Origin of the sequence: Streptomyces europaeiscabiei (assembly GCF_036346855.1) — a bacterium.
Lineage (GTDB): Bacteria > Actinomycetota > Actinomycetes > Streptomycetales > Streptomycetaceae > Streptomyces > Streptomyces europaeiscabiei.
Window position 1 is genome coordinate 10,356,937 of the sequence record NZ_CP107841.1, and the last position, 22,785, is coordinate 10,379,721.

19 protein-coding genes and 2 pseudogenes are annotated in these 22,785 nt (G+C 68.5%); 13 read left to right on the forward strand and 8 right to left on the reverse strand.

The genetic code is table 11. The features are described from left to right. Positions 1-71 precede the first annotated feature (71 nt). From OG858_RS44970 to OG858_RS45005, 8 genes are all read left to right on the forward strand, one after another. Entirely contained in the window at positions 72-1,070 is a 999-nt protein-coding gene (locus OG858_RS44970; RefSeq protein WP_086751724.1) for an ABC transporter permease, read from the forward strand. After that, positions 1,067-1,933: an ABC transporter permease gene (locus OG858_RS44975; RefSeq protein ID WP_086751726.1), complete on the forward strand. Its 867-nt coding sequence runs from the start codon at positions 1,067-1,069 to the stop codon at positions 1,931-1,933. Before OG858_RS44970 ends, OG858_RS44975 begins: the two co-directional genes overlap by 4 nt. Beyond that, a complete protein-coding gene (locus OG858_RS44980) occupies positions 1,930-2,967 on the forward strand; it encodes an ABC transporter ATP-binding protein (protein WP_328543794.1) in 1,038 nt (345 codons plus the stop codon). The genes OG858_RS44975 and OG858_RS44980 overlap by 4 nt, the downstream gene beginning before the upstream one ends. Continuing rightward, the gene (locus OG858_RS44985; RefSeq protein WP_086751728.1) at positions 2,964-3,788 is read left to right on the forward strand and encodes an ABC transporter ATP-binding protein; all 825 of its coding nucleotides are present in this window, start codon (positions 2,964-2,966) and stop codon (positions 3,786-3,788) included. Before OG858_RS44980 ends, OG858_RS44985 begins: the two co-directional genes overlap by 4 nt. A gap of 206 nt (positions 3,789-3,994) precedes the next feature. Then, positions 3,995-5,674: a CocE/NonD family hydrolase gene (locus OG858_RS44990; RefSeq protein WP_328543793.1), complete on the forward strand. Its 1,680-nt coding sequence runs from the start codon at positions 3,995-3,997 to the stop codon at positions 5,672-5,674. Positions 5,675-5,679: 5 nt separating this feature from the next. Further along, positions 5,680-7,527, forward strand: coding sequence for an MOSC domain-containing protein (locus OG858_RS44995; RefSeq protein WP_319065923.1), 1,848 nt, complete (start codon positions 5,680-5,682; stop codon positions 7,525-7,527). Between the two features lie 29 nt (positions 7,528-7,556). After that, a complete protein-coding gene (locus tag OG858_RS45000) occupies positions 7,557-7,889 on the forward strand; it encodes a cupin domain-containing protein (protein WP_086751733.1) in 333 nt (110 codons plus the stop codon). A 768-nt stretch (positions 7,890-8,657) separates the two neighbouring features. After that, complete coding sequence (locus OG858_RS45005) at positions 8,658-8,897, forward strand: ester cyclase (protein ID WP_319266950.1); 240 nt, start codon at positions 8,658-8,660, stop codon at positions 8,895-8,897. Between the two features lie 251 nt (positions 8,898-9,148). Here OG858_RS45005 and OG858_RS45010 read toward each other — a convergent pair whose 3' ends face one another. After that, positions 9,149-9,925, reverse strand: coding sequence for a GNAT family N-acetyltransferase (locus OG858_RS45010; RefSeq protein WP_086751737.1), 777 nt, complete (start codon positions 9,923-9,925; stop codon positions 9,149-9,151). Positions 9,926-10,170: 245 nt separating this feature from the next. Between OG858_RS45010 and OG858_RS45015 the strand changes: the two genes are divergently transcribed. Further along, positions 10,171-10,698 carry a DinB family protein gene (locus OG858_RS45015; protein ID WP_328543792.1) on the forward strand — a complete coding sequence of 176 codons (528 nt, stop codon included), beginning with the start codon at positions 10,171-10,173 and terminating at the stop codon, positions 10,696-10,698. A 64-nt stretch (positions 10,699-10,762) separates the two neighbouring features. Here the strand turns inward: OG858_RS45015 and OG858_RS45020 are convergent, their stop codons facing one another. Beyond that, complete coding sequence (locus OG858_RS45020) at positions 10,763-11,005, reverse strand: hypothetical protein (protein WP_327747696.1); 243 nt, start codon at positions 11,003-11,005, stop codon at positions 10,763-10,765. A 222-nt stretch (positions 11,006-11,227) separates the two neighbouring features. On the opposite strand from OG858_RS45020, the gene OG858_RS45025 reads away from it, so the two are divergent. Together OG858_RS45025 and rox are read left to right on the forward strand one after the other, a co-directional pair. After that, positions 11,228-11,458 (forward strand): hypothetical protein, encoded by a 231-nt coding sequence (locus OG858_RS45025; RefSeq protein WP_086751740.1) that lies wholly within the window; start codon positions 11,228-11,230, stop codon positions 11,456-11,458. Between the two features lie 304 nt (positions 11,459-11,762). Beyond that, positions 11,763-13,307 carry a rifampin monooxygenase gene (gene rox, locus OG858_RS45030; RefSeq protein ID WP_328543790.1) on the forward strand — a complete coding sequence of 515 codons (1,545 nt, stop codon included), beginning with the start codon at positions 11,763-11,765 and terminating at the stop codon, positions 13,305-13,307. A 233-nt stretch (positions 13,308-13,540) separates the two neighbouring features. On the opposite strand, the gene OG858_RS45035 is transcribed toward rox, so the two are convergent. Then, the gene (locus tag OG858_RS45035) at positions 13,541-14,470 is read right to left on the reverse strand and encodes an ADP-ribosylglycohydrolase family protein (RefSeq protein WP_328543789.1); all 930 of its coding nucleotides are present in this window, start codon (positions 14,468-14,470) and stop codon (positions 13,541-13,543) included. Positions 14,471-15,058: 588 nt separating this feature from the next. Here OG858_RS45035 and OG858_RS45040 point away from each other — a divergent pair. Next, the gene (locus OG858_RS45040) at positions 15,059-15,907 is read left to right on the forward strand and encodes an MOSC domain-containing protein (RefSeq protein WP_086753885.1); all 849 of its coding nucleotides are present in this window, start codon (positions 15,059-15,061) and stop codon (positions 15,905-15,907) included. Positions 15,908-16,610: 703 nt separating this feature from the next. On the opposite strand, the gene OG858_RS45045 is transcribed toward OG858_RS45040, so the two are convergent. The 5 genes and pseudogenes from OG858_RS45045 to OG858_RS45065 all read right to left on the reverse strand — a co-directional run. Next, positions 16,611-17,444 (reverse strand): PIG-L family deacetylase, encoded by an 834-nt coding sequence (locus OG858_RS45045; protein ID WP_328543788.1) that lies wholly within the window; start codon positions 17,442-17,444, stop codon positions 16,611-16,613. A gap of 1,088 nt (positions 17,445-18,532) precedes the next feature. Further along, a complete protein-coding gene (locus tag OG858_RS45050; protein WP_086753889.1) occupies positions 18,533-19,573 on the reverse strand; it encodes a vWA domain-containing protein in 1,041 nt (346 codons plus the stop codon). A gap of 858 nt (positions 19,574-20,431) precedes the next feature. Further along, positions 20,432-21,568, reverse strand: a complete 1,137-nt coding sequence (locus OG858_RS45055) for a GH12 family glycosyl hydrolase domain-containing protein (RefSeq protein ID WP_086753704.1) — start codon at positions 21,566-21,568, stop codon at positions 20,432-20,434. Between the two features lie 250 nt (positions 21,569-21,818). Further along, a pseudogene (locus OG858_RS45060) lies at positions 21,819-22,049 on the reverse strand (substrate-binding domain-containing protein); the annotation flags it as partial. Continuing rightward, positions 22,027-22,520: pseudogene (locus OG858_RS45065) on the reverse strand (glycoside hydrolase family 48 protein); the annotation flags it as partial. The pseudogenes OG858_RS45060 and OG858_RS45065, both read right to left, overlap by 23 nt. Here OG858_RS45065 and OG858_RS45070 point away from each other — a divergent pair. Next, on the forward strand, positions 22,453-22,641 hold the full coding sequence (locus OG858_RS45070; RefSeq protein ID WP_256961096.1) for an FAD-dependent monooxygenase: 189 nt from the start codon (positions 22,453-22,455) through the stop codon (positions 22,639-22,641). The pseudogene OG858_RS45065 and the gene OG858_RS45070 overlap by 68 nt on opposite strands. The last annotated feature ends 144 nt before the right edge of the window (positions 22,642-22,785 follow it).

A 22,785-nucleotide genomic window follows, 5' to 3' on the forward strand; every position in this document is an offset into this window, starting at 1 on the left:
GGTCCCCGCCATCCATCGCCAGGTACGGACGGAGGAGATGCAGCCGGCACCCGGCCGTATCGCACGACATCATGACCCTCGCTCCCCCCGCCACCACCCCGAGCCGGCCCAGGTTCCCGGTACACCGGTTCGCCGTCGTGGCGAAGCGGCTGGCCGGCCCGCTCGCCACCCTTCTGATCTCGTCCTTCGCGGTGTACGCGGCCCTTTCCGCGGCCCCTGGTGACCCTGCGATCCAACTCGCCGGCAGCCACGCCACCCCCGCACAGCTCGCCGCGGCACGCCACGAACTCGGCCTGGACGACCCACTCCCGGTCCGCTACTGGCACTGGCTGACGGGCCTGCCGCAAGGACGGCTGGGCACCTCCATCACCTACCGTACGGACGTGGCCGACCTGATCGGACCACGGCTGGGCACCACCCTGCTGCTGATCGCGTACGCCGCCGTCCTCATCGCGGTGCTGGGCGTGACCCTCGGCATCGTCGGCGGCGCCTTCCGACGGCTCAGCCCGTTCGTGGTCACCCTGACCGCGGTCGGAGTGGCCATCCCCGGCTTCGTCGCCGCGTCCCTGCTGGTGAGCCTCTTCGCCCTGAAGCTGGGGTGGTTCCCCACGACAGGAGCCGGCTCCGGCGGATTCGGCGACCGGATGTGGCACCTCACGCTCCCCGCCGTCGCCCTGGCCCTGGGCTGGAGCGCCTGGGTCGCCCAGATCACCCGTACCTCGATCCGCACCGAACGCTCGCGTGAACACGTCGAAACCGCCCGCGGCAGGGGTATCGCTCCGGTCCTGGTCTTCCGCCGGCACGTCCTGCGCAACGCGTCCATCCCCATCACGACCGTGCTGGGCCTGACCGTGGCCGGACTTCTGGCCGGCGCGGTCGTCGTCGAGCGGGCATTCGGTCTCGACGGACTCGGTTCCCTGCTCATCACCAGCGTGTCCGCCAAGGACTACGACGTCGTGCTCGCGATCAGCCTGCTGCTGATCACCTCATTCGTGGTCGTCACCGGCCTCGTCGACGTCCTCCATGCCCTCCTCGACCCGCGCCTGCGCACGAAAGGCGGCAAGGCATGACCGCGCTCACCGGGTTGCCCGCCCCCGCACCCCTGGTCCGGGTCACCCGCCGTCTGCGCTCGGCGGACATGGTGCTCGTCGTGGCCATGGCCGTCTGTGTCCTGCTGGTCTGCGTCGCGGCGGCGGCGCCCCTGCTCGCGCCGTACGACCCGGCGCAGACCGATGTGCTCGCGGCGGGTCGGAGCGCCTCGGCCCAGCACTGGCTCGGTACCGACTCGCTCGGCCGCGACATCCTCTCCCGGCTGCTGTACGGAGCGCGGCTCAGCCTGCTCGGGCCCGCCCTCGTGGTCACCGTCGCCACGGTCGCCGGTACCACGCTGGCCATCGCGTCGGTCTGGTACGGAGGCTGGTTCGACCGGGCGATCACCCGCCTGTCCGACGTGCTGTTCGCCTTCCCCGGCCTGCTGTTCGCGGTCCTCGCCGTGGCCCTGTTCGGCTCCGGCCTCACCGCGCCCGTCACCGCACTGGCCATCGCGTACACCCCGTACCTGACCCGCATCGTCCGCTCCGTCGCGTACCGGGAACGCAACCTTCCCTACATCGAGGCGTGCGAGCTGGCCGGCCTGTCCGGGTGGCGGATCTGCACCCGGCACCTCCTGCCGAACCTGCTGCCGGTGATCCGCGCCCAGGCCGTCATCAGCTTCGGGACCGCGCTCGTGGAACTCGGCGCCATCTCCTACGTCGGTCTGGGCGTCCAACCACCCACTACTGACTGGGGCTTGATGATCGCCGACGGTCAGACGGCCCTGCTCAACGGCCGGCCCCAGGCGGCACTCGCCGCCGGCCTCGCGATCGTCGTCACCGTCGTCGCCTTCAACCTGCTCGGAGAGCGACTCGCCGACCGCGCGGAGGCCAACGCATGAACAACCCACGCATGGACAACCCACGCATGGACAACCTCCTCGTGGAGGTGGCGCACCTCCGCCTCGACATCCCCGTGCGCGGACACCTGCGACGCGTCCTGCACAACGTCAACCTGACCCTGAAGCCGGGAGAAGCCATCGGACTCGTCGGCGAGTCCGGGTCCGGCAAGTCGATGACGGCACGCACCCTGATGCGCCTACTCCCCGAAGGCTCCGTGGTGGAGGGCGAAGTGCGCTTCGGCGAAGTGTCCCTGACCGGGATGGACCGTCGTGCACTGCGCCGGTACCGGGCCTCCGAAGTGGCAATGATCCACCAGGACCCGCGCACCCACATCAACCCGGTGCGCACCATCGGCGACTTCCTCACCGAGGGCCTGCGCGATACCACCTCCGTGCCCCGCACCGAGGCCGCCGAGCGCGCCGTCGCCCTGTTGCGGGAGGTGGGCATCGCCGACGCCCCGCGCCGTATGCGGCAGTACCCGCACCAGCTCTCCGGCGGCCTCCTGCAACGCGTCATGATCGCTTCCGCGCTGTTGGCCCGGCCCCGGCTCATCATCGCCGACGAGCCGACCACCGCTCTGGACGTCACCACCCAGGAGGAGGTCATGGCCATCCTCGACGAGCAGCGTGTGGAGCGCGGCCTCGCCATGGTCTTCATCACCCACGACCTGGACCTGGCCGCCGCGGTCACGGACCGGATCGCCGTGATGTACGCGGGAACCGTCGTCGAGAGCGCGAGCGCGAGGGACCTCCACGACACGGCCCGGCACCCCTACACCGTGGGACTGCTCGCCTCACGCCCCAGCACCGTGGACGTCCAACGCCTGTGGGCGATCCCGGGACGCCCGGTCTCGGCCTTCGAAGCGGGACCGGGGTGCGTCTTCGCCGACCGTTGCCCCTTCGCGCAGGACCGGTGCCGCACGGAACGCCCGGAACTGCGTGCACTGGACGACCACCAAGTGGCGTGCCACCGGGCCGAGGAACTGCGCGGACGGATCACGTTCGACGCCCCGGAACGATCGGAGACGGTATGACCCCGCTGCTGCGCGTGGAGAACCTGCGCAAGGTCTTCCCGTCGCCCCGGTCCGGGAACGGAGAGGGCTTCGTGGCCGTGAACGACGTGTCGTTCGCCCTGCCCGCCGGCGGCTCCCTGGCCGTGGTCGGGGAGTCCGGATCCGGCAAGACGACCGTCGCCCGCATGATCGCCGGCATGGAGACACCCACCTCCGGTCTCGTCGAGTACGCCGGCACGGCCCGCGCCGGCGGCCGGGTCCGGCAACGGGACCGCAAGGCACGAGCCCGCGAAGTGCAGATGGTCTTCCAGGACCCGTACACCTCCCTCGACCCGCACCAGACCGTCGCCGCGGCCATCGAGGAGATTCTGCGCGTCCACTTCCCGGACGACACCGCGCACCACGGCGAACGCGTCCAGGAACTCCTGCGGCAGGTCGGTCTCGACGAGCGCCAGGGCTCCGCCCGCCCTCGGGCCCTGTCCGGCGGTCAGCGCCAGCGCGCCGCCATCGCCCGCGCCCTGGCACTACGGCCCCGGCTGCTGATCCTCGACGAGGCGGTGGCCGCGCTCGACGTCAGCGTCCAGGCCCAGATCATCAACCTCCTCTCCGACCTGCGTGCCGAGACCCAGGTGGCCTACCTGTTCATCTCCCACGACCTGGGCGTCGTCCGCCAGGTCAGCGACGAGTGCGTCGTCATGCACCGCGGCAGCGTCGTCGAAGCGGGCCCGACCGCCCGCATCCTCGATCACCCGCAGGACCCCTACACGCAGCGCCTGCTGTCCGCCGTCCCCCGGCCCGGATGGGTCCCGCGCCGCCGCGCCGCCACCGTGCCGGGCCACTGACCGCCGGGCCACTGACACAGGCCCGGCCGTACGCCCTGACAAGAGGCAGGCCCATGTGGTCGGCCGGCGACGGTTCTTCGGCCTGCCGTCGCCCTGCCGCACCGAATCGCTCGGACACTCCGGGAAGCCGCGGAAATCGGCCCCACCCGAGTCGGACACGGAACGCGTCACCGCGCACACGTCATGAACCTGACAGGGACTCTCCCATGCCCATAGCCACCGAACACATCGGCCCCGCCCCTCTGAGCGCGTCGGCCGAACAGCACATGGTGCCCATGCGGGACGGCGTCGAACTCGCCACCGACGTCTATCTCCCCGCCTCTCCGGGCCGCTGCCCCACGGTGCTGATCCGCCTGCCGTACGACAAGAACGGCCGCTACTGCTTCATGGAGCAGACGGCCGCGGAGTTCACCGCGCGCGGATACGCCACGGTCGTCCAGGACGTCCGCGGCAAGTTCCGCTCCCAGGGAGAGACCGTGCCCTTCGTCCACGAAGCCGAGGACGGCTACGACACCATCGAGGGGATCAACCGGCAGCAGTGGTCCGACGCCGTCGTGGGCATGTGCGGCGACTCCTACTTCGGATTCACCCAGTGGGCCGCCGTCACCACCGCTCATCCGGCCCTGAAGGCGATCGTGCCCCGGGTGACCTCCATGGAACTGGCCGTGGCGGTGCCGCACCGGGAGCCGGAGCGGATCGTCACTCTCTACGCGGCGGAATACCTCGCCGACTACTGGGCGTCCCGTGACATCGTCCACACCCCGATCGACCACGACCGCCGACCGCTCCTGGAAGCATTCGAAGAGGCGTTCACCGCCTCGAGAAGCAGGTCCGCGGCCTTCGACAGCTACGTACCGCACCCGCAGCCCGCCGAACCGCTTCCCCACGGCCACCCGTCCCAGGCGGCGCCGGTGCCGACGCTGCACGGAGTCGGCTGGTTCGACAACCTGCTGGGGGAGTCCATGGACGACTACACGGCCATGGCGACACACCCCGCCTGGGGCCCGGTGACCTATCTGTACGCCGACTCCATCGACCACGAGAACCACCGCCTCGCCCGCTCACCCGTACAACCGGAGAACGACCACAGCACCGACGACAAGGCACTGCGCCGGACCATCGCCCACGACGTCGCACCGGTGCTGGAGTTCTTCGACGTGTTCCTCAAGGGCGAGCGGCCCGAGGAGTCGCTTCCCCGGGTGCGCTGGCACCTGGGTCACGTGGGCTTCCGTACCTCCACGAACTGGCCGCCGCCGGAAGCCGGTGAGTTCGTGCTGCACCTCGCCGAACCCGACATGGCAGTACGGGACACGGACGGCGGCTCGCTGCACGAGAGCCCGAAGACCCCTGCCGATCCACCGCACACGGTGCGATGGACACACGACCCGCACGACATGGTGCCCAGCATCACCGGGGATCCCTTTTCGGCGCTGCGCGAATGGGTCGACGAGAGTGGGCTCCATCCCCGTCCCGACCTGCTGACCTTCACCGCGGCTCCGGCATCCGCGCCGCTGGACCTGGCGGGCCCGGTAAGGGCGGAACTCACTGTCGAGTCCACCGCGCCCGGAATGCATCTGTTCGCCAAGCTCTTCGACGTCTTTCCTGACGGTTCGGCCCACATGCTCGTCCGTGGACAGACGGTGCTTCCGCCCCGGCGCGGCGAGACCGTCGAGATCGACCTCGGCCACACGGGATACCGGCTCCGCCCGGGTCACCGCCTGCGACTCCAGCCGGCGTGCAGCGACTTCCCGTACCACCTCTGGCATTCCGGCACCGAGGAGAACCCGTGGCTGGCGACGCGGGTAGTCACCAGCACACAAACGCTGTCGGTCGGCGGCGGTCTGGCCGGCCAGGTGCGGTTGACCGTGCTCGGAGCGGAAGAATGAAGGCCATGCGGCCTCCGCTGTTGGCCGACATCGGGCGCTACCCGGTCAAGGGCCTGGGCGGTGAATCACTAGACGAGGCCTTCCTCGGTCCGGACGGCCTGCGTTTCGACCGCCTGCTCGGCCTGGCCAACGATGCGATCCCACTGGAGAGTTTCGGGAGTTGGACGAGTCACGAGGCCTTCCACGCCCTGGACACCAGACCGGACCTCGGCGGCTACTCGGCTCGCATCTCGCGCAAGGCCGGGGGAGTACCCGGGCCTACAGGGGGCGCCGAGCTAGTGCTCACGGCCCGGGACGGCGAAGAACTGCGAGTCCGGCTTCGGGAAGACTGCCGACTCGACGACGATCATTGCGTCACCTCCCGGATCCAGCACTGGTTCGGCTCCCCGGGCAGGACCGCGCGCCTGGTCTCCTCGGGCAGCCACCTGTGGGACTTCGCCGACGTCCCGATATCGATCATCAACCTCGCCACCGTCCGCGACATCGCACGGGTCGCGAAGACCCCACTCGATCCACGACGGTTCAGAGCCAACCTGTATATCGACGGCCTGGCCCCGTGGGCGGAGTTCGGTTTCCCCGGCGGGCGGCTGCGCATCGGCGAGGTCGACCTCGATGTGCTGCGCCCCGTGGAGCGGTGCAGGGCCACGGCCGTGGACCCCGTCACCGGCGACACCGAGGTCAATGTCCCAGGCATCCTCGTCGGCCACTTCGGACACCTCTACTGCGGGGTCTACGCCCAGGTCAGGACTCCGGGCAGCCTGAGGATCGGCCAGCACGTGCACGTCGGCCCGCGCCGCACGCTCACCTACGCGAGCCAAGGATTGAGCGAGGCGGAGATGGCGTCGGCCCCACGGATGGCCAGGGTGACGTCGGTCAGCCGGCCGGCCATCACTGCCACGAGCGTCGAGTTGGACGACCCGAGTCCCGCTCTCGCGGCGGCGCGTCCCGGCCAGTACCTGCGAGTGCACCGAACCGACCTGGACGCTCCGGGATGGCGCAACTACACCATCAGCCGCTCCGGTGACGGACTCGCACGCATCACCGCCGAGTACCGCGAGGGCGGCGTCGTGTCACCGTGGCTGTCCGGCCTGCGCGAGGACGAACGGGTCCTGGTCACCGGCCCGTTCGGGGATGCCGTCATGGACGCTGAGGAGGACCGCCGGCTCCTGGTCCTGACCGCCGGCATCGGCGTCACGCAGGCGCTCGCCATGGCCCACGCCCTGGTGGCAGCCCACAGCGAACGTCCGGTGGACTTCGTGCACGTCGTCCGCGACATCGAGAGCCTGCCGCACTGGGATGAACTCCAGCGAGCCGCGGCCCGGTTGCGCCGGGCCCGCCTGCACCTGTACGTGACGAGACCACGGCAGGAGGACGCTGCGGTAGAACACAACCCCGGACGTCCGGACGGCACTCTCATCGCCGGCATCCTGACCGATCCGGCCTCCACCGAGGTCCACATGTGCGGGTCCATCTCGTTCGTGACCGACATGAGGGCGGCCGCACAGGCGGCGGGCGTGCCGACGAGCTCGATCCGGTACGACGCCTTCTACTCCCCGAGGACCGTGGACCTCACCCCCCGGCCGGCACCGCACGCGGGACCGTTCCAGGTGACCTACCGGGCATCGGGAGTGACCGCCAAGTGGAGTGCCGAGTCGGGAACACTGCTTGAACTGGCTCAGTCCCAGGGACTGACGCTGCCCGCCGGTTGCCGCGCCGGAGTGTGCGGGACGTGCGCGGCGACGGTCCATGGCCGAACGGCGTACCTCACCGACCCGCTCGTCGAACCCCGGGGCGGACAGGTCCTGCTCTGCTGCTCGGTTCCGACGGCGGATCTCGTGGTCGACGAGAACTGACGGATCTTCTACCCAAGGATGGTGTCGTGATGGACCGTTGCGTCAACGCACACGAGGTCGAACTCGACCCGCTGCCACTGGAGGAGCACCACATCCTCGCGGGATGTCCGGTGGCAGCCACGAAGAATCTGGGCGACTTCCGGGGCACAGAACTCGGACTGTGGGCACTGACGGTCGGCGCGGTCCGCGACGTCGAGGTCGACGAGGTCTTCGTCGTACTTGCCGGAGAGGCGACCGTGCGATTCGAGACCGGGGAGAGCATCGAGCTGGCACCCGGCGTCGTCGTACGCCTGCACGCGGGGGAGCGGACCGAGTGGGAGGTCCGTTCCCCCTTGCGCAAGGTCTACGTGGCTGCCGGCTGAGACGCCGTCGGGGCACCGGTGGCCATGGGAAGCTCCGTCCCGCCACCGGGGGACTGCGTGCGTGGGAAGGGATCCGCTGGGCCATGGTCCGACCGCGGCCGGTCGAGGACCTCCCGGTGGACGTCCTCAAGGACCCCATTCGGGAGCGGACCGGCCACAACGACCGTGGCCGCGACGGTTGCCGCGCCCCGATCCCTTCGGCGGCGCCGGTCCCCCGACCGGAGCCAGGCGCCGCTCGTCGTACTCGTCCGGCAGCCTTGCCGTCAGTACCCGCGAGGATCCCGGTGGGGGTCGAACTGCTGAACCTTCCCGGCGAGATTGGAACCGTCGATGGCAACGTCGTACCGTTTGCGGACGTACCGCATCACGGCGGCGATGCATGCCACGGGATCGTAGACGTTCACAGAGGTACCGGGCGCGTGGCGCTGGGCGAACGTCTGCGGGATGCACTGCACGATGCCCCGGGAACACTGGAAATGTGTGAGCGCTCGCGCTGACCGCCCCTCTGGCCCTCGCGTCCACCGCCGCCTTCACCCAGGCTGCACCCGCGGCCGCCGCGCACCCGTCGGTTGCCGACTCCGACCAGCACACCGCCGCCCACAACCTGAGGACGATGTTCGCCACCGGGGTCACGGTGTGGAACGGCGATACCGCCAAGCAATCAAGCACCATCTCGCCCGACTTCCCGGTCCGTGCCGCCCTGCTCGACGGCACCGACGGCAGCTCCATCCGCGGCGTCGAGGGCCTGGTCGACCAGATCAGGTGTCGGTGTTCACCGACCTGCGGTTCGGCCTGGAGGTCGGCCCACTGGTCGACGGCCGCTACGTGTCCGCTCGCTGGGTGGCCACCGGGACCTACGCGGGGGGCTTCCCCGGAGCCAAGGCGGCGCCCGGCACCGTGATCACCTACGCCGGAACCGACACTTTGCGCGTGGAGCACGGCAAGTTCGTCGAGTACTGGTTCAACGCCGACACCCTGAGCCTGCTGCAGCCACTCCAGGCCATCTGAGCCACGGCCGGACCCGCTCACGCCCGTCGGACGATGCCCCGACCGTGGCCACGCTCGACCCGACGGCCGTGGCCACCACAGCGCCGCTGATATCCCCGCATCCCGACCGGACTTGGGGACCCTCTCGACCAGCAGTACCGCCCCGCCTGCGAAACCACTCCGCGACGGCCGCCCTCGACGTGGCCGCACGCATAGGAAGAAAGCGCGAGGCTAGGGGACAAAGGGCAATCCGCCCACGCTGGAGCCCCCTCTCAGCAGCTGCGAACGTACGGCGTCGTCGTGCTCAGCCGCTCGAAACCGAGCCGCTGAAGGATCGGGCGGCTCGTTGGCATCGCATCGACCTGGAGGTGGCGTACTCCCTGGGCGGCAGCGAGGCCGGCGCGATGGGCCACCAAGGCCCGGTAGAGACCGCGGCCGCGGAACTCCGAGACGATTCCGCCTCCCCAGAGGCTCGCGAAGTCGGCGCCCGGAGTGAACTCGATCCGGGCTGCCCCGACGGGCCGGTCACCGACCAGAGCCAGGGTCAGCACGAAGCTGCTGGGGTTGTGCGTGAGCCGGTCGAGCAACTGGCCGCGCAGCCGCTCGCCGCTGGCGCCGAACGCAGCCTCGTGCACCTCGACCGCGAGCCTGATGCCCGCCTCGTCGGTGGCGTCCACGAGCCTTACATCCTCGGCGGGTTCGACGACGGTGGACAGTTCGGAGACCTCGGCGATCATCAGGCTCTCGGGATCTTCGGCCGTGAACCCTGCGCGCAGCAGCCGCTCGCCGAGGTCGGCGGGCGTGTCGTGCGCATACGTCTTCCACTCGAACTCGACCCCGAGCGCGCTGTAGTGCCGCACCTGCTCGGCGATCGCGGCGTCCGCGTTCGACGCGTCGAGGTCCGACCACACGATGCCGTTCCAGTCTTCCGGCCCGCCGCTCTGGCGGACCACTTTCGCCACGCGCTCGACGCGCACCCCAGCGTGGTCCGGCGGGACGTCACGGCGCATCTGGCGATCGAACAGGCGTAGCACTTGGGCATGGTCCATGCGTGCATTGCAGCACCGGACACAAAAGCCGCACAAACGAATTTCCGCAGGGTGGGCGCGGTTCCGGAGTGTTGGTCCATCGAACCTGGACAGATGACGCGACCTCAACGGCTGATGTGGTCGGCGGTCAGCGGCAAACACTACCCACAACACCCCCCATCCCGGTCGGCGGCCCCGCGTCAGTCACTGTTCGCCGCCGGCGAAGACGGCCGTAAGATCACGGCGGCTCCTGCGACGGTGTGTCCATGAATACGACACAGGATGGACGACACATCCCGCCTGTACATGCTGACGAGCGCGCCATGCTGGAGGCGTGGCTGGACTTTCACCGTGCGACTCTCGCCCTGAAGTGTTCGGGCCTGAAAGATGATCAGTTACGACTGCCCGCAGCGGTACCGTCGTCGATGACGCTGCTGGGCCTCGTTCAGCACCTGGCTGAGGTGGAGCGCAACTGGTTCCAGCGTGTATTCGCAGGCCAGGACCTGCCGCCGGTCTTCGGGCAGAGCAATGGCGACGGCTTTGCCCTTCAGCCGGGCCGGGGACTGGACGAGGCGATGGCTGCCTGGCAAGGGGAGGTCGCCAAGGGCCGTGAGCTGATCGCTGACGCGTCGCTGGACGACTCCGGCCGCTTGTCTGAAGAGGAAGCGGGTCACGTCGGTGATCAGGGGGCCTCGCTGCGCTGGATCATGGTGCACATGATCGAGGAATACGCTCGTCACAACGGTCATGCCGACCTGATCCGTGAGGGGATCGACGGAGTTGCCGGCGTATGAGGCGTGCTTGCGCGGTCCCGAGGACCGCGCAAGAGGCCGCCTTCGCAGCACCACCTGCGAAGGATCACAAAACGGTACGAAGGTCCACTACCGGCAGCTTCTCGGTGGGGTCGGGAGTCAGGTAGGCGCGGTAGTGACCTTCAGCGAACAGGTCTCGCAGATACATTCCAGGGAAGTCCAGCACCTCACGTCGGCAGGCCAGAGCGATCCGGGCTCGGTAGGCGCTGTCACCGTCGAGGACGAGCAGGTCGCACCAGGCCGGCTCCGGTGCTTCAAGGCCGACCAAGGCGATGTGATCGTCGGCCATTTGCCGGACCCACGTGGCGAGGTCTTCCAGGAGGCAGGCCAGGTTCATCCACGACGGCGCGGCGGTCGCGGGCTGCCAGTCGTACTTTCGGCGGCCCTCGCGCCCCGGCTGTGGGGGCTCGCCCTCGGCGTAGATGGGCGGTTGTGCAGGACCATCGGTCTCGGTGAATGTGATCTGCCGGGACCTGAACCCTCTTGAACACCGCCACTTGAACACCGCCCCTTGAACACCGCCTGTTCACCAGCTGTCCGGGAACTCGCCCCCGACTGCGCGTTCATCGACAACGGCCCGGACGGCCCTATCCGCCACAACCCGTGCGGCAGGGTCCTCAAGGGCCGCCGGCTCATCGGCGACGAAGCCGAAGGGGTCGTGCTCGACGTCGTCCACCAGGCCGTCGCTCTGCTCACAGCCGTCAACGACGGCCGACCCACCTGTTCGGCCACAAGGGCATGACCAGCAACAGCCTTGTCCTGTTCGGCTCGGTCAACAGATACCCGAACGACTTCCGTGACCACCTCAGCGAGCTGCTCAGCGCCCCGGACGCCCGTTCGGAGTCGTGCTCACGTGGCTGGGAAATGAGTGGACGGGGTGATGCTCGGGCTTGTAGCTTGCCGTTGACCGTGACACCGCCCGAGGAGGTGAGACCCATGAACGCTGTAGCGATGTGGGTGCTCCCCCTTTCCGTAACGGTCGGGCGATTGACGTAGGTGTCGCCGGGAGTGCCTCGCCAACAAGGCACTCCCGAAAGGCAACACCTATGCACTCTTCTCGGTTCACCGCCGAGCCGTCGTCGAACGGCACGGTCGAGCGCGACTTCACCATGGACGACGTACCCGGACCCCGGTCGCCGGGCTCCGGCGCCGATCGCGCGCCCCTCATGTTCGACGTGATCATTACCGGGTGCGGGCCGACCGGCGCGATGCTGGCCGCCGAACTGCGGCTGCACGATGTGCGGGTACTCGTTCTGGAGAAGGAAACCGAGCCCGTCTCGTTCGTCCGCATCGTCGGTCTGCACATTCGCAGTCTCGAGCTGATGGCAATGCGCGGACTCCTGGATCGTATTCGGGAACACGGCAGACAGCGTCCGGCCGGCGGATTCTTCGCCGCCATCAACAAACCCGCGCCCCAGGGCCTGGATTCAGCGCACGCCTATCTGCTGGGCATCCCGCAGCCGGTCATCGTTCACCTGCTCGAAGAACATGCGACCCAACTCGGTGCGCAGGTCCGGCGCGGTTGTGCGGTGGACGATTTCGAGCAGGACGACGAGGGTGTGACCGTCGAGCTGGCCGACGGCGAACAGCTGCGTTCGCGCTACCTCGTCGGCTGTGACGGCGGGCGCAGCACGGTGCGCAAACTGCTCGGCGTCGGCTTCCCCGGTGAGCCCTCGCGGACCGAGACGCTGATGGGCGAGATGGAAGTGGGTGTACCGCAGGAGGAGATCACCGCCAAGGTGACCGAAATCAGCGAGACCAACAAGCGGTTCTGGCTCAGGCCTTTCGGCGAAGGGGCATATAGCGTCGTAGTGCCCGCCGCAGGAGTCAGCGATCGCTTGGAACCACCCACCCTCGAGGATTTCAGACAACAGCTGCGCACCATCGCCGGAACCGATTTCGGCGTGCACTCCCCGCGCTGGTTGTCCCGCTTCGGGGACGCCACCCGGCTGGCCGAACGCTATCGGGTCGGGCGGGTGCTGCTGGCCGGCGATGCGGCACACATCCATCCACCCACCGGCGGACAGGGCCTCAACCTGGGCGTTCAGGACGCATTCAACCTCGGCTGGAAACTGGCCGCACAAATCCGCGGCTGGGCGCCAAGAACACTGCTGGACACCTATCAGGCAGAACGCCGTCCGGTCGCCGAGGAGGTGCTGGACAACACCCGAGCCCAGATGGAACTGCACTCCACCGAACCGGGGCCGCAGGCCGTGCGCAGGCTGCTCACCGAGCTGATGGACATCGACGAGGTGAACCGCTATCTCATCGAGAAGATCACCGCGATCCACATCCGCTACGACTTCGGCGAAGGCCCCGACCTGCTCGGCCGCCGCCTGCCCGACATGGACATGAAACACGGCCACCTCTACGGTCTGCTGCATCGCGGCCGGGGCCTGCTCTTGGACCGCACCGAACGCCTGAACGTCGGCGGCTGGGCAGACCGGGTCGACTACCTCGCGGACCCCACTGCGGCACTGGATGTTCCCTGCGTCCTGGTACGCCCCGACGGCCATGTCGCCTGGATCGGCGACGATCAGCAGAACCTGGACGACCACCTCTCCCGCTGGTTCGGCAGGCCCGCCAACTGATTTCGCCCGAGCAACCGGAAAGAGGCCCGCGAGGAGGATCGAACGGTCAGTAGCGACTGACCGTCGGAAGGCTGGAGGCAGCATCAGCCGCGGTGCTCGGGCGCCAGGGTCGGCCTGCGAGGAGGGGCTGGCCTGCGAGGGGCGACCGGAATTCGGCGCAAGAGCACCGCGGAGTGGATCGGCGCAGGTGGCCGTACGTTCGTCCAACGGCCGACTGCCGAGCAGGACCCGGTTCAGCCTCCGAGGCGGTGTGCAAGGTGGAGCAGGTCCACCAGGTGCAGCACCCGTCCATCGAATCCTGGGAGGGGGACATGGAGTGGCTGGGTCCAGTGGGCGGGGATTGCCTCCAGCCCGTAGTACGCCCCAGCGAGGCCTCCGGTCACCGCGGCGACGGTGTCCGTGTCACCGCCGAGGTCGAGCGCCGCGCGTATGGCGTCTTCGAAACCGGTGGTGGTGCGCAGGGCCCAGACGGCGGAGCCCAGGCAGGGCCAGACGGCACCGTTGAACTCGGTCGCCTGATCGGGGTGCCAGGCGGGATCGAGGACGGTGGCATAGCGGCCGCGGTGGTCGGGGTGGACAAGAGCCAGGATGTCCGGGAGCGCGGTGAGGGGGTCGGTGTCCTCGAACGCGACGCGGATGAGTTCGTGGAAGATCGCGGTGCCTTCCCAGGCCGCGCGGTCACCGTGGGTGAGGGCAGCGATGCGCCGGGCCGCGTCCATGGTGGCTTCTTGGCCGACGGCCGCGAAGTGGACCGCGGAGGTCGAGGCCCGCATCAAGGAGCCGTTTCCCGCTGCTCGTTGGTTGACCTGGAAATGGGTCGCGGCGGCGAGGTCCCAGGGCAAGCCGTTGGTCAGGACGTCTTCGGTCTGCAAGCCGATGTCCTTCGGTTCTGACGCTGCCCAGCGCTGGAAGCGGGCGAAGATGTCCGGAAGATCCAGCTCTCCCCGCTCCATCAGCGACTCCGCGACCAGGACGGCCATCTGCGTGTCGTCAGTGGCCTCGCCGGGGTCCCAGCCACCGCCTCCGCACATCTCGCCACCGGCACCAGGAGTGGGAAATCGCGCGGTGAACGCTCCCTGGGGGCCGAACTCGAAGGGGCCACCCAGGGCGTCACCCACCGCTGAGCCGACGACCGCGCCGGCGGCCCGCTGAATCCGCTTCATTCGCGCAGGCTATCTGCGCCGTGCCGACGGCCGTGCGGCCCATTTCCTTCTTCGGCTCCCCGAATCATCGGCGGCGAACGCGTCTCGGCCACGGAGGTGCACCGCCTGAGACACCCTGGGTCTGAGACATCCGTACTGGTGACATCACCCCGTCCGGCGCCGTCGCGTCCGGCAGTTGCACGGCCCCGGCCACGACCTCCGGAGGGCCGGCGCCATGTGAGCGCCGTGCCTCGAACGCAGCGGCAGCCGCCCCGCGTCGACGGAGACCAGGGCCCGGAACCCGTCGTTCTCCAGACCTCGCCTTTCTCATGGGACCAGGGCGCTGTGAGGATCTCGGGTTCGTGTCCAGCCGCCGATCCCGGGTTCGAGTCCCGTCGTCTCGACGCTCTGCGGCGGGCGACCACAGAGGTTTACGGGCCTTGGCCCCGGGGGCCAAGGGCGCGCGCGACGGTCGCCGGGGAGGTGAGGCCCAGAGCGTGGTTGTCCTTGCCGTCCCGCACGTGGTCCAGTCGGCGTTCGTGCCAGGAAGGTGAGTTCTAGGAGAAGAAGACGTACCCGGGGTGGTGTGACAGCGCCCATGATTGGTCCATGGGAACTGTGACGGCATTACGCCGGTACCCGGTGAAGTCCATGCTGGGTGAGGCTCTGACCAGTGTGACGGTCGCCGAACGCGGGCTGCGCGGAGACCGAGTGTTCGCCGTTCTCGACGATACGGGCACGGTCGGCAGCGCCAAGCACCCCCGCAAGTGGGGTTCGTTGCTCCGCTGCCGCTCCAGGCTGAACAGCACCGGCACGGTCGTGGTCGAACTGCCGGACGGAGTCGTCCTGTCGGCCGGAGACCCTGACCTGGACACGAGGCTGTCCAAGCTGCTGGGCCGCCATGTCTGGCTGTCGGACACCCCAGGGGAGCACGGCGGCGTGCTCGAGCGGGCGGTGCCCGACTATGCGGGTGGTGTCCCAGACGACCTGCGGAGCACGGCGACCACCGACGCCACTGGTGCGGCCATCACCTCCGGCCGGGTCGCACCGGGGGCGTTCTTCGACTACGGCACAGTCCACCTCGTCACCACAGCTGCCCTGGCACGGCTGCGGTCCACGTACCCCACCGGAGACTTCGACCCGCGCCGCTTCCGGCCCAACCTGGTCGTGGACACGCCCGACGGGCCGGACTTCCCCGAGGACGCCTGGATCCATTCCCACCTGCGCATCGGCGAGGCCCTCTTCCGTGTCGTGGTGCCCACACCCCGATGCGTGATCCCCACGCTCGCTCAGGAGGAATTGCCACCCGACCCCGGCATCATGCGCGCGGTCGCCCGCGAGCACCGCATACCGGTCTTCGACCTGGGCCGGCTGTCGTGTGTCGGGGTATACCTGGACGTCCTGGAACCCGGCACAGTACGGATCGGCGACTCGGTCACAAGACTGGGAAGCTCGTGATCAGTAGCGTGATGGTTCGCTCAAGGTGGCGAGAAGCAGACTACGGTCGCCACACGGCCATGTGATGGTTGGCCGATCGATTTGTTCACGACGGTCGTCGAAGATCACTAATCGTGGCCACATGACTGGTTCCGCTGGGCCCATTCGACACGTTCGAGGCCAAGTGGAGGGAGACCCCGGTCAGGGGACCGCCAGAGCGACGTCGGTGAAGGGTTCGGTCCTCTGCTGCGGTGACAGCCGGCCCCAGCAGTACGCCCTCGCCTGGCGCTCGTCCTCCTCTGCCCGGGCCCGACGGGCCTACTCCCAGTGGACGCGGGACTCCCAGTGGTGTCGTGCGCGCGCATCCACGTTGTGCGGACCTGTCATCCGCGACCTGCCCGGCATCGCGCCGTACCGGGCGATGGCCGGATCTCTCATCAGTGTCTTTCACGACACCTCCGGGCCCGGTGACACCAGCCCCCAGGCCATCAGTTCGACGCGGGGGCAACAGTCCTGCCGGGCCCGGAGGCCGGCGGCCCTCTTGCAGGAGCGGAGCGGACAACGGGGACCGGCGTCCTCGTAACCGCCACGCGACCGAGCAGGGTCACCCTGCCCATCCAGGGCCGCCGGAGCGGAACCCACGTGAAGGAGCCTCCGGGTGTGCGAGCACACCCGATCGAGCCGCACGGACCATGAGCTCTCTGACCCCCGGTGGGTGGGCGGATCAGCGCAGTCCGGCGAAGAGGTCGTTCTCGGGCACGGCCGCGCCGGTGGTGTCCTGGACACGTACGAAGGTCTCGATGCCCATCAACTCGGTGAACCTTTCCCGGCCCATCCTGAGGAAGAAGATGTTCTCGCCCTGGCTGGCGTGCGCGGCCAGGGCATCGAACTTCTGGCCGCCGAAGGCGGTGGTGTCCACCCAGGTGGTGATCTCTTCGTCAGGGAGTCCGATCTCGGCCATCGCGGCGGCCTCAGCGGGATCCGGCTCCTGTCCGTCCCCACCGAACTCGCGCATGACCTCCCCGAACCGCTGCATCATCGAGCGCGGCGCCGTCGTCCAGTACACCTTCGGTGTCAGCGTGGTCATCGCCAGCGCCGCTGTCGTGATGCGGTTGGCCTGGATGTGGTCGGGGTGGCCGTAGAAGCCGTTCTCGTCGTAGGTGACGACCACATCGGGCTGGTAGCGCCGCAAGAGTTCCGCCAGTCGGGCAGCGCCCTCCTCCACGGGCGTCTGCCAGAAGGAGCCGGGGGCGTCGTTGGTCGGCCAGCCCATCATCCCGGAGTCGGAGTAGTCCAGGATCTCCAGATCACTGATCTTGAGGACTTCGCAGCTTGCCTCGAGTTCTTGACGCCGCATCAAGGCGACAGCCGCTGGATCGTGCCCGGGATCGCCCGGCTTGACACCCCCCGGTCCGTCACCGCAACCGCCGTCGGTACACGTCACGAGGACCGTGCGAATGCCCTCCGCCGCGTACCGCGCGAGGACACCGCCTGTTCCGGTGGCCTCATCGTCGGGGTGGGCGTGCACTGCCATGAGCGTCAACGGCCTGTCATTCATGAAACGGTTCTCCTGTGTGAAAAGTCTGATGCCGATGACCGGACGCACCGCGGACCTGGAGACCCCGGATCACATCGGGACGGCCTGTTGATCTCTGCGTTCCCTGCCCGCGCGGCGCCGGTCCTCTTGGCCAGTGCAACAGTGTGGGCAGGGCCGACTGTTCCCGCCGCACACGAGCGGCGGGCCACGTTGACGAAGGCGAGCTGTCCGGATGCGAGCTTTGCCATGATCCGCTGGAGGTCGTCACGGTTCTTCGGGCCACGGTCGGCGACCAGGAGCGCGCAACGGCCGATCGCGTCGGCCCAGGTCGTCGGCAGCGTCCACTTCTTCGCGACGTCGTGGGCGGCGACAAGACTGAGCGAGGTCAACGCGGAGTTTGAGCGTTGGCCAGTCGACGTGGTTGGACCGGTCGACGAGGCATGCGTCACGCAGCTCTGTCTCAGCTGCGGTCGACCCCGATCGTCTGAAGAACCCGACGCGCGCTGTCCGTAGATCCAGAGTCAGACGGCCAAGAGCCCGACAGCGAACAACACGGCGTACTCCCACCCACGCCTCCTCGAAGGCGTGCGAGACTGCGCCTGGCTGACGGCAACCATGAGGAGGACCGCCGAGGCCATCACCACCGGGTCGGCTGCGGCAACCCCCAGCCGCGGCCGTGAACGCGCCAATCCTCTGCCCGGTTCAGCCACCGCCCCGTCATCCCCAGCCGGCCCAGGTCGCAGGGCCCACGTCGCCTGGCATTCCCTGCGAGACCACACGGGCTCCAGCTCGGCCCGGCGCTGACAGTAGGACCAACTGGTGGTGTCGGTCTTCGTACAGTCGCAGGACATCGAACGCGACGAAGCGGGACGGCCGCTCACCCACGGTCCGGGCCGCACCAGCGCTGCGCTGCTGAAGCCGTTCGAAGGCGAGACGGCCCTCCCGTACGACCAGCTCGCCATCCGGCGTGGTCGCAATCCGGTGGCTGCGCAGCACTGGCGGTGCTCAGCAACACGCACTCCCACGCCGCGTCCGCGGCCGCCGACTCTGTTGCCGGTCGGGTCCCGGAATGACAAGCCTTCCGGGACCCGACGCCGGCTTTCAGGAAGTCAGAGCATCAGCAACAGCCGCGTGTTCGGTACGAGCTTGCGGTTCACGCTGGTGCTCTGTACGAAGATCGTGAAGTCGTCGTTGTGGTCCGGCTTGACGCGGACTTCCGTGTTCGGCAGCCCGAGCAGGGCTCGGGCCTCGGGCCCCGTGTACACCCGGTCCGTCTTCTTCTCCAGCACCGCGATCTGCTTCCTTGCCTGGACCTTCTCCGACTTGCTCAGCTGGTAGAACGCACCACCGGTACGGTAGGTGTGCCCGCATTCGATGACCCAGTCCCGGATCGCCGCGTCACGTGCCACCGGGATCAGCTGGTACTCCGACGGGCTCACCGGGGTGAGGCCGGCCGCCTCGATGGTGTCCTTGTTGACCGCCTCCGCACCGGTGGAGAACACCGCCCGCGATCCCCGGATGCCCTGGGTGCGGCCCACCATGAAATTCTCGGTTGCCTGCCGGATGACCTGCCCGGCCTCCTCCAGACCCTGCGTGCTCGTGGCGTCCCAGATGGCGATGTTGTCCTTCGGGAAACCGCACTGCATGGCCTCGCGCTTGCCCATCTGGTCCGGCACAAGGACGGCCAGCGTCCAGTTGTCCTCCTGAGTCGCCATCATCTCGGCCACGGCCTTGACCAGTTCACGCGGATCCCTGGAAGGGGCATCCAGGCAGCGATGACTCGCGTTCTCCTGTCCGTCGGTCAGTACGAACGTCAGGAAGCTGTGGTCGCCGTACAGTTGAGCTGTCTGCGCCAGCTCCCGCTGCGACTTCAGTGCGGCCGCCAGCAGAGCAGTCATTCCACCGGCCCGGTACAGCTGCTTCAGCGACGGCATCCGCAGCACGTCCTTGTCATAGATAACGCACTCCACCTTGTCCGCGAAGACGTACACCGTGACGCGGGTTTCCTGGTCCAGTTCCCCCGACCGGCGGGCAAGGTAGGCAATCTGCTGGTCGGCGACTTCGACGACCTTGCTGCTCAGATGCGACATGGACGAACTGGCATCCAGCACAAGAGCAACGTGATTGATGTAGTTCTGGGTTCCGGACATGGCAGCTCCCCCTCGTTCCGACTTGATGCTCCTACCGTCTCACCCACCACTGACAATCGATCATGACTCCCGGACCGGCCGAAGCGTCGCATCAGCCCTTTCGGCCCCTGGAGTTGGCAGCGGCCCGGCCCGAAGACGGCTTCCGCATCAACAGCGGGAAGATGTCGATCGCGTGGCCACCACGCTGGAACTGCCGCGCGAGAGCACGGCCCGACCGGACCCGCGTTCGGGCGCTTGGGCCGCGAGGACCGACAGAGCCTCCGGGACGCGATCGGAACCCCTCGCCCGGATGCCGGTCTCGCCCGCCGCGCCGAAGACGTGCGACGCCGCCAGGCGCAGGAAGCGGCCGAACGCGAGGCCCGGCGTCCGGTGTGCGGGGACTGTGGGACCGAGTTCACCGACGACCGGTGGAAGGCCGGCACCAAGGTCGACTGGGGCCACGGGGGACAGGTCACCCGCACCTGTGCGACGACTGCGAGACGCGGGCGGTGCTCGAAACGGAGCGGAACGCGGGGCAAGCCGAAGGCGAGCGCCGGGAGGCGGAGGAGGCTCAGGCCTCGAAGGCCGGCGGCTGGCTCGGACGCCGGCGCGGCTGGCCCGGGCAGCCCTCCCGGCAGCGCGGGCTTGCCCAGGCGACTGTGGGCAAGCTTGCGTTGTCGGCGGCGGCTGCAAGGCTGGACGACATGAACAGCGACGATGAGCAGCTGCTGCGCGGCCGTTCTACGGTCAAGACCCGAAGACTCCCACCCTCGCCCACGGCCCGGCCCTTACACCGGGGACCCGCCGGTCGTCATGGAAAGACCAGGCGGGTCCCGGTGCATGGAGAGACCAGGCGGGTCCCCGGTGGGTGAGCATGTGTCACCCGGTGCTGCAGGCCGTGCCGTTCAGGCTGAAGTCGGAGGGCTTGGCGAAGGTGCCGCTGGAGGTGCCCTGGAACCCGAAGGTCGCTTGGCCGCCGGCCGTCACCTCTCCGTTGTGGGCCACGTTGCTCGCTGTGACGGCTCCTGACGACCCGGACAGGTTCGCGTTCCAGGCATTGGTGATCCGCTGTCCGGCGGGGAGAGTGAACGCGAGTTTCCAACCGCTGACGGGGGAGGAACCGGTGTTGGTGATGGTGACGTCGGCGGTGAAGCCGCCCTGCCAGACGTTCGTCCCGTACGCCACCTTGCAGGCCGAAGGGACCGGGCCTCCGGGGCCCCCCGGGTCACCGGAGGAGCCCGTGTTGACGGTGGAGGAGAACGAGTTCACGGCGAGACCCGAGCCGTTCTGCCAGGGTTCGAACCCTGCCTGAACACTCGTCATGTACCAGTTGTTCTGTGCGAGTCCCCGGGAGACGGCCTGCCGGGCGAAGTCCATGACGTCGAAGGTCCAGCTGGTGATCGCCGACGGTGCGACGAACGACAGCACATCGTTCGAGCCGTTGCTGCCGGTCCACACCTGCCACTCGCGCCCTGCCACGGTTGCGCTGCCCACCGGGGAGCCGATGGGCTGGATGGAACCGACCCTGTTGAACCAGATCATGATCTCGGTCCGGTTCACGCCGTCGGTGCGGGGTGTGGGGTCGAGCCAGATGTCGTACGAGGCGTTGTACGCAGCGTCGTTCACGTAGCCGTAGGAGATGCTCGAGGGCGCGGAGGAGATGGTGCTGAGCTGCGCGGGGAGTCTGGTGCCGGGCGAGCAGTTGGTGTAGTGGCAGCCGTTGTAGACGGACGGGTAGGACTTCGGAGCGCCGTTCGTGGGGACGGATCCGTCTGCCTGGGTGATCCGGAACCCCGAGTCGGTGACGGCGATGCACTGGGTGGCGCTGGTGCCCCAGCGGTTGTTCTGAACCACGTAGCGGCCCTGGATGGTCGTTGAGCCGAAGGGTTGGCAGATCGTGGTGTCGGCGTGCGCCACTGACGCTGTGGTCAGTAGCGCGGCGAGGGAGACGAGAGAGGTGAGCAGCGCGCCGAGCAGGCCACGCGCGCTGTGGGCATGGTGCGGTGAAGGACGCATGCGGATCCTCTTCAGAGGGAGGGGGGGCAAAAGAAACGTTTCCATCACCTTGTGGATGGGAGCGCTCCCAGTCCTGGGTTCGGCAGGGACTGTAGGGATGGTTCGGGTCGCTGACAAGACGGCAGGCATGAACATGTCTAGATGTCTTCGGAGGCGCAGTTCAGACAGGAGTGTCGTGGCGCAGCGCGCCCACCCGGGAGCGTTCCCATGACGATTTTTTCGCCTGCGACGCCTGCGACGCCTGCGATAGTCAGGTCGACTCGCGTACGACCAGCTCCGTACGGAGGATGACGTGACGCCAGGCCACGGCACCCTCTTCCATCTCCTCCAGGAGCAGTCGGATCATGGCCCGCCCGATCTCCTCGATCGGCTGCCGCACCATGGTCAGCCTTGGTTCGGTCCGCTGAGCCAGTGAGAAGTCGTCGAAGTCGATCACGGCGACATCCTCGGGCACCTGACGTCCGGCCGTTCGCAGGGCCTCCACCCACGTCGTCGGTGTAGTCGGTGACGGTGACGGGAAGTCCGCTGTTGGCACCGGGACTCGACTTGTTCCAGGTGTCGGGCTGGCCCGACCACTTGAGGGTGGAGGGAACCTGGTAGCTGCCGTCCGGGTTGATCGTGGTCTTGGGCAGCGCCCACGTGACCCACTTGTCGGGTCGTGGTAGACCGGCTGTTCGTCGTAGTACATGCCGTAGAACGCCGACTTCCCGGACGGCGAGGTCGCGTAGCGGCCCGCCCAGCTGTTGGTCGAGCCGCCGGCGATCGCGCCCTCGTCCGACTGCAGCCAGCGGTAGAACTCCATTTGCCGCTGGGGCGACTTGCTCCAGTCGGCCGCGCCGGTCGACGACTTGGGCTTGAGGTCGGCGTGCGTCTGCGCGGCTGGAATGCCGACGGCCAGGTGCGCGGACGGACCGCACGACAGCGTGCGGGCCCGCCATGTGATCGCCGCCGACGGCAGCCGCAGCGGAATCCGTGAACTGCTCGGCGTGGAGCGCCAGGATTTCGGCTTCAACGAGCAGTGGGTCAACGTGGACACCGAGTGGCTGCGCCCCCAGCCCCCGGAAAATACCTGATCGGGCCTTTACGGAAACCTGTTCGAGCTCACGGGACGTCGCACTGCCGGGGAGGCGACCGGAGTTACAGGACGGGGACAACTCGGTGCAACCGTGTACCACCTGCCCGCGTCTCCGACCGTGCCCAGCGGGATGCGGGGCCAC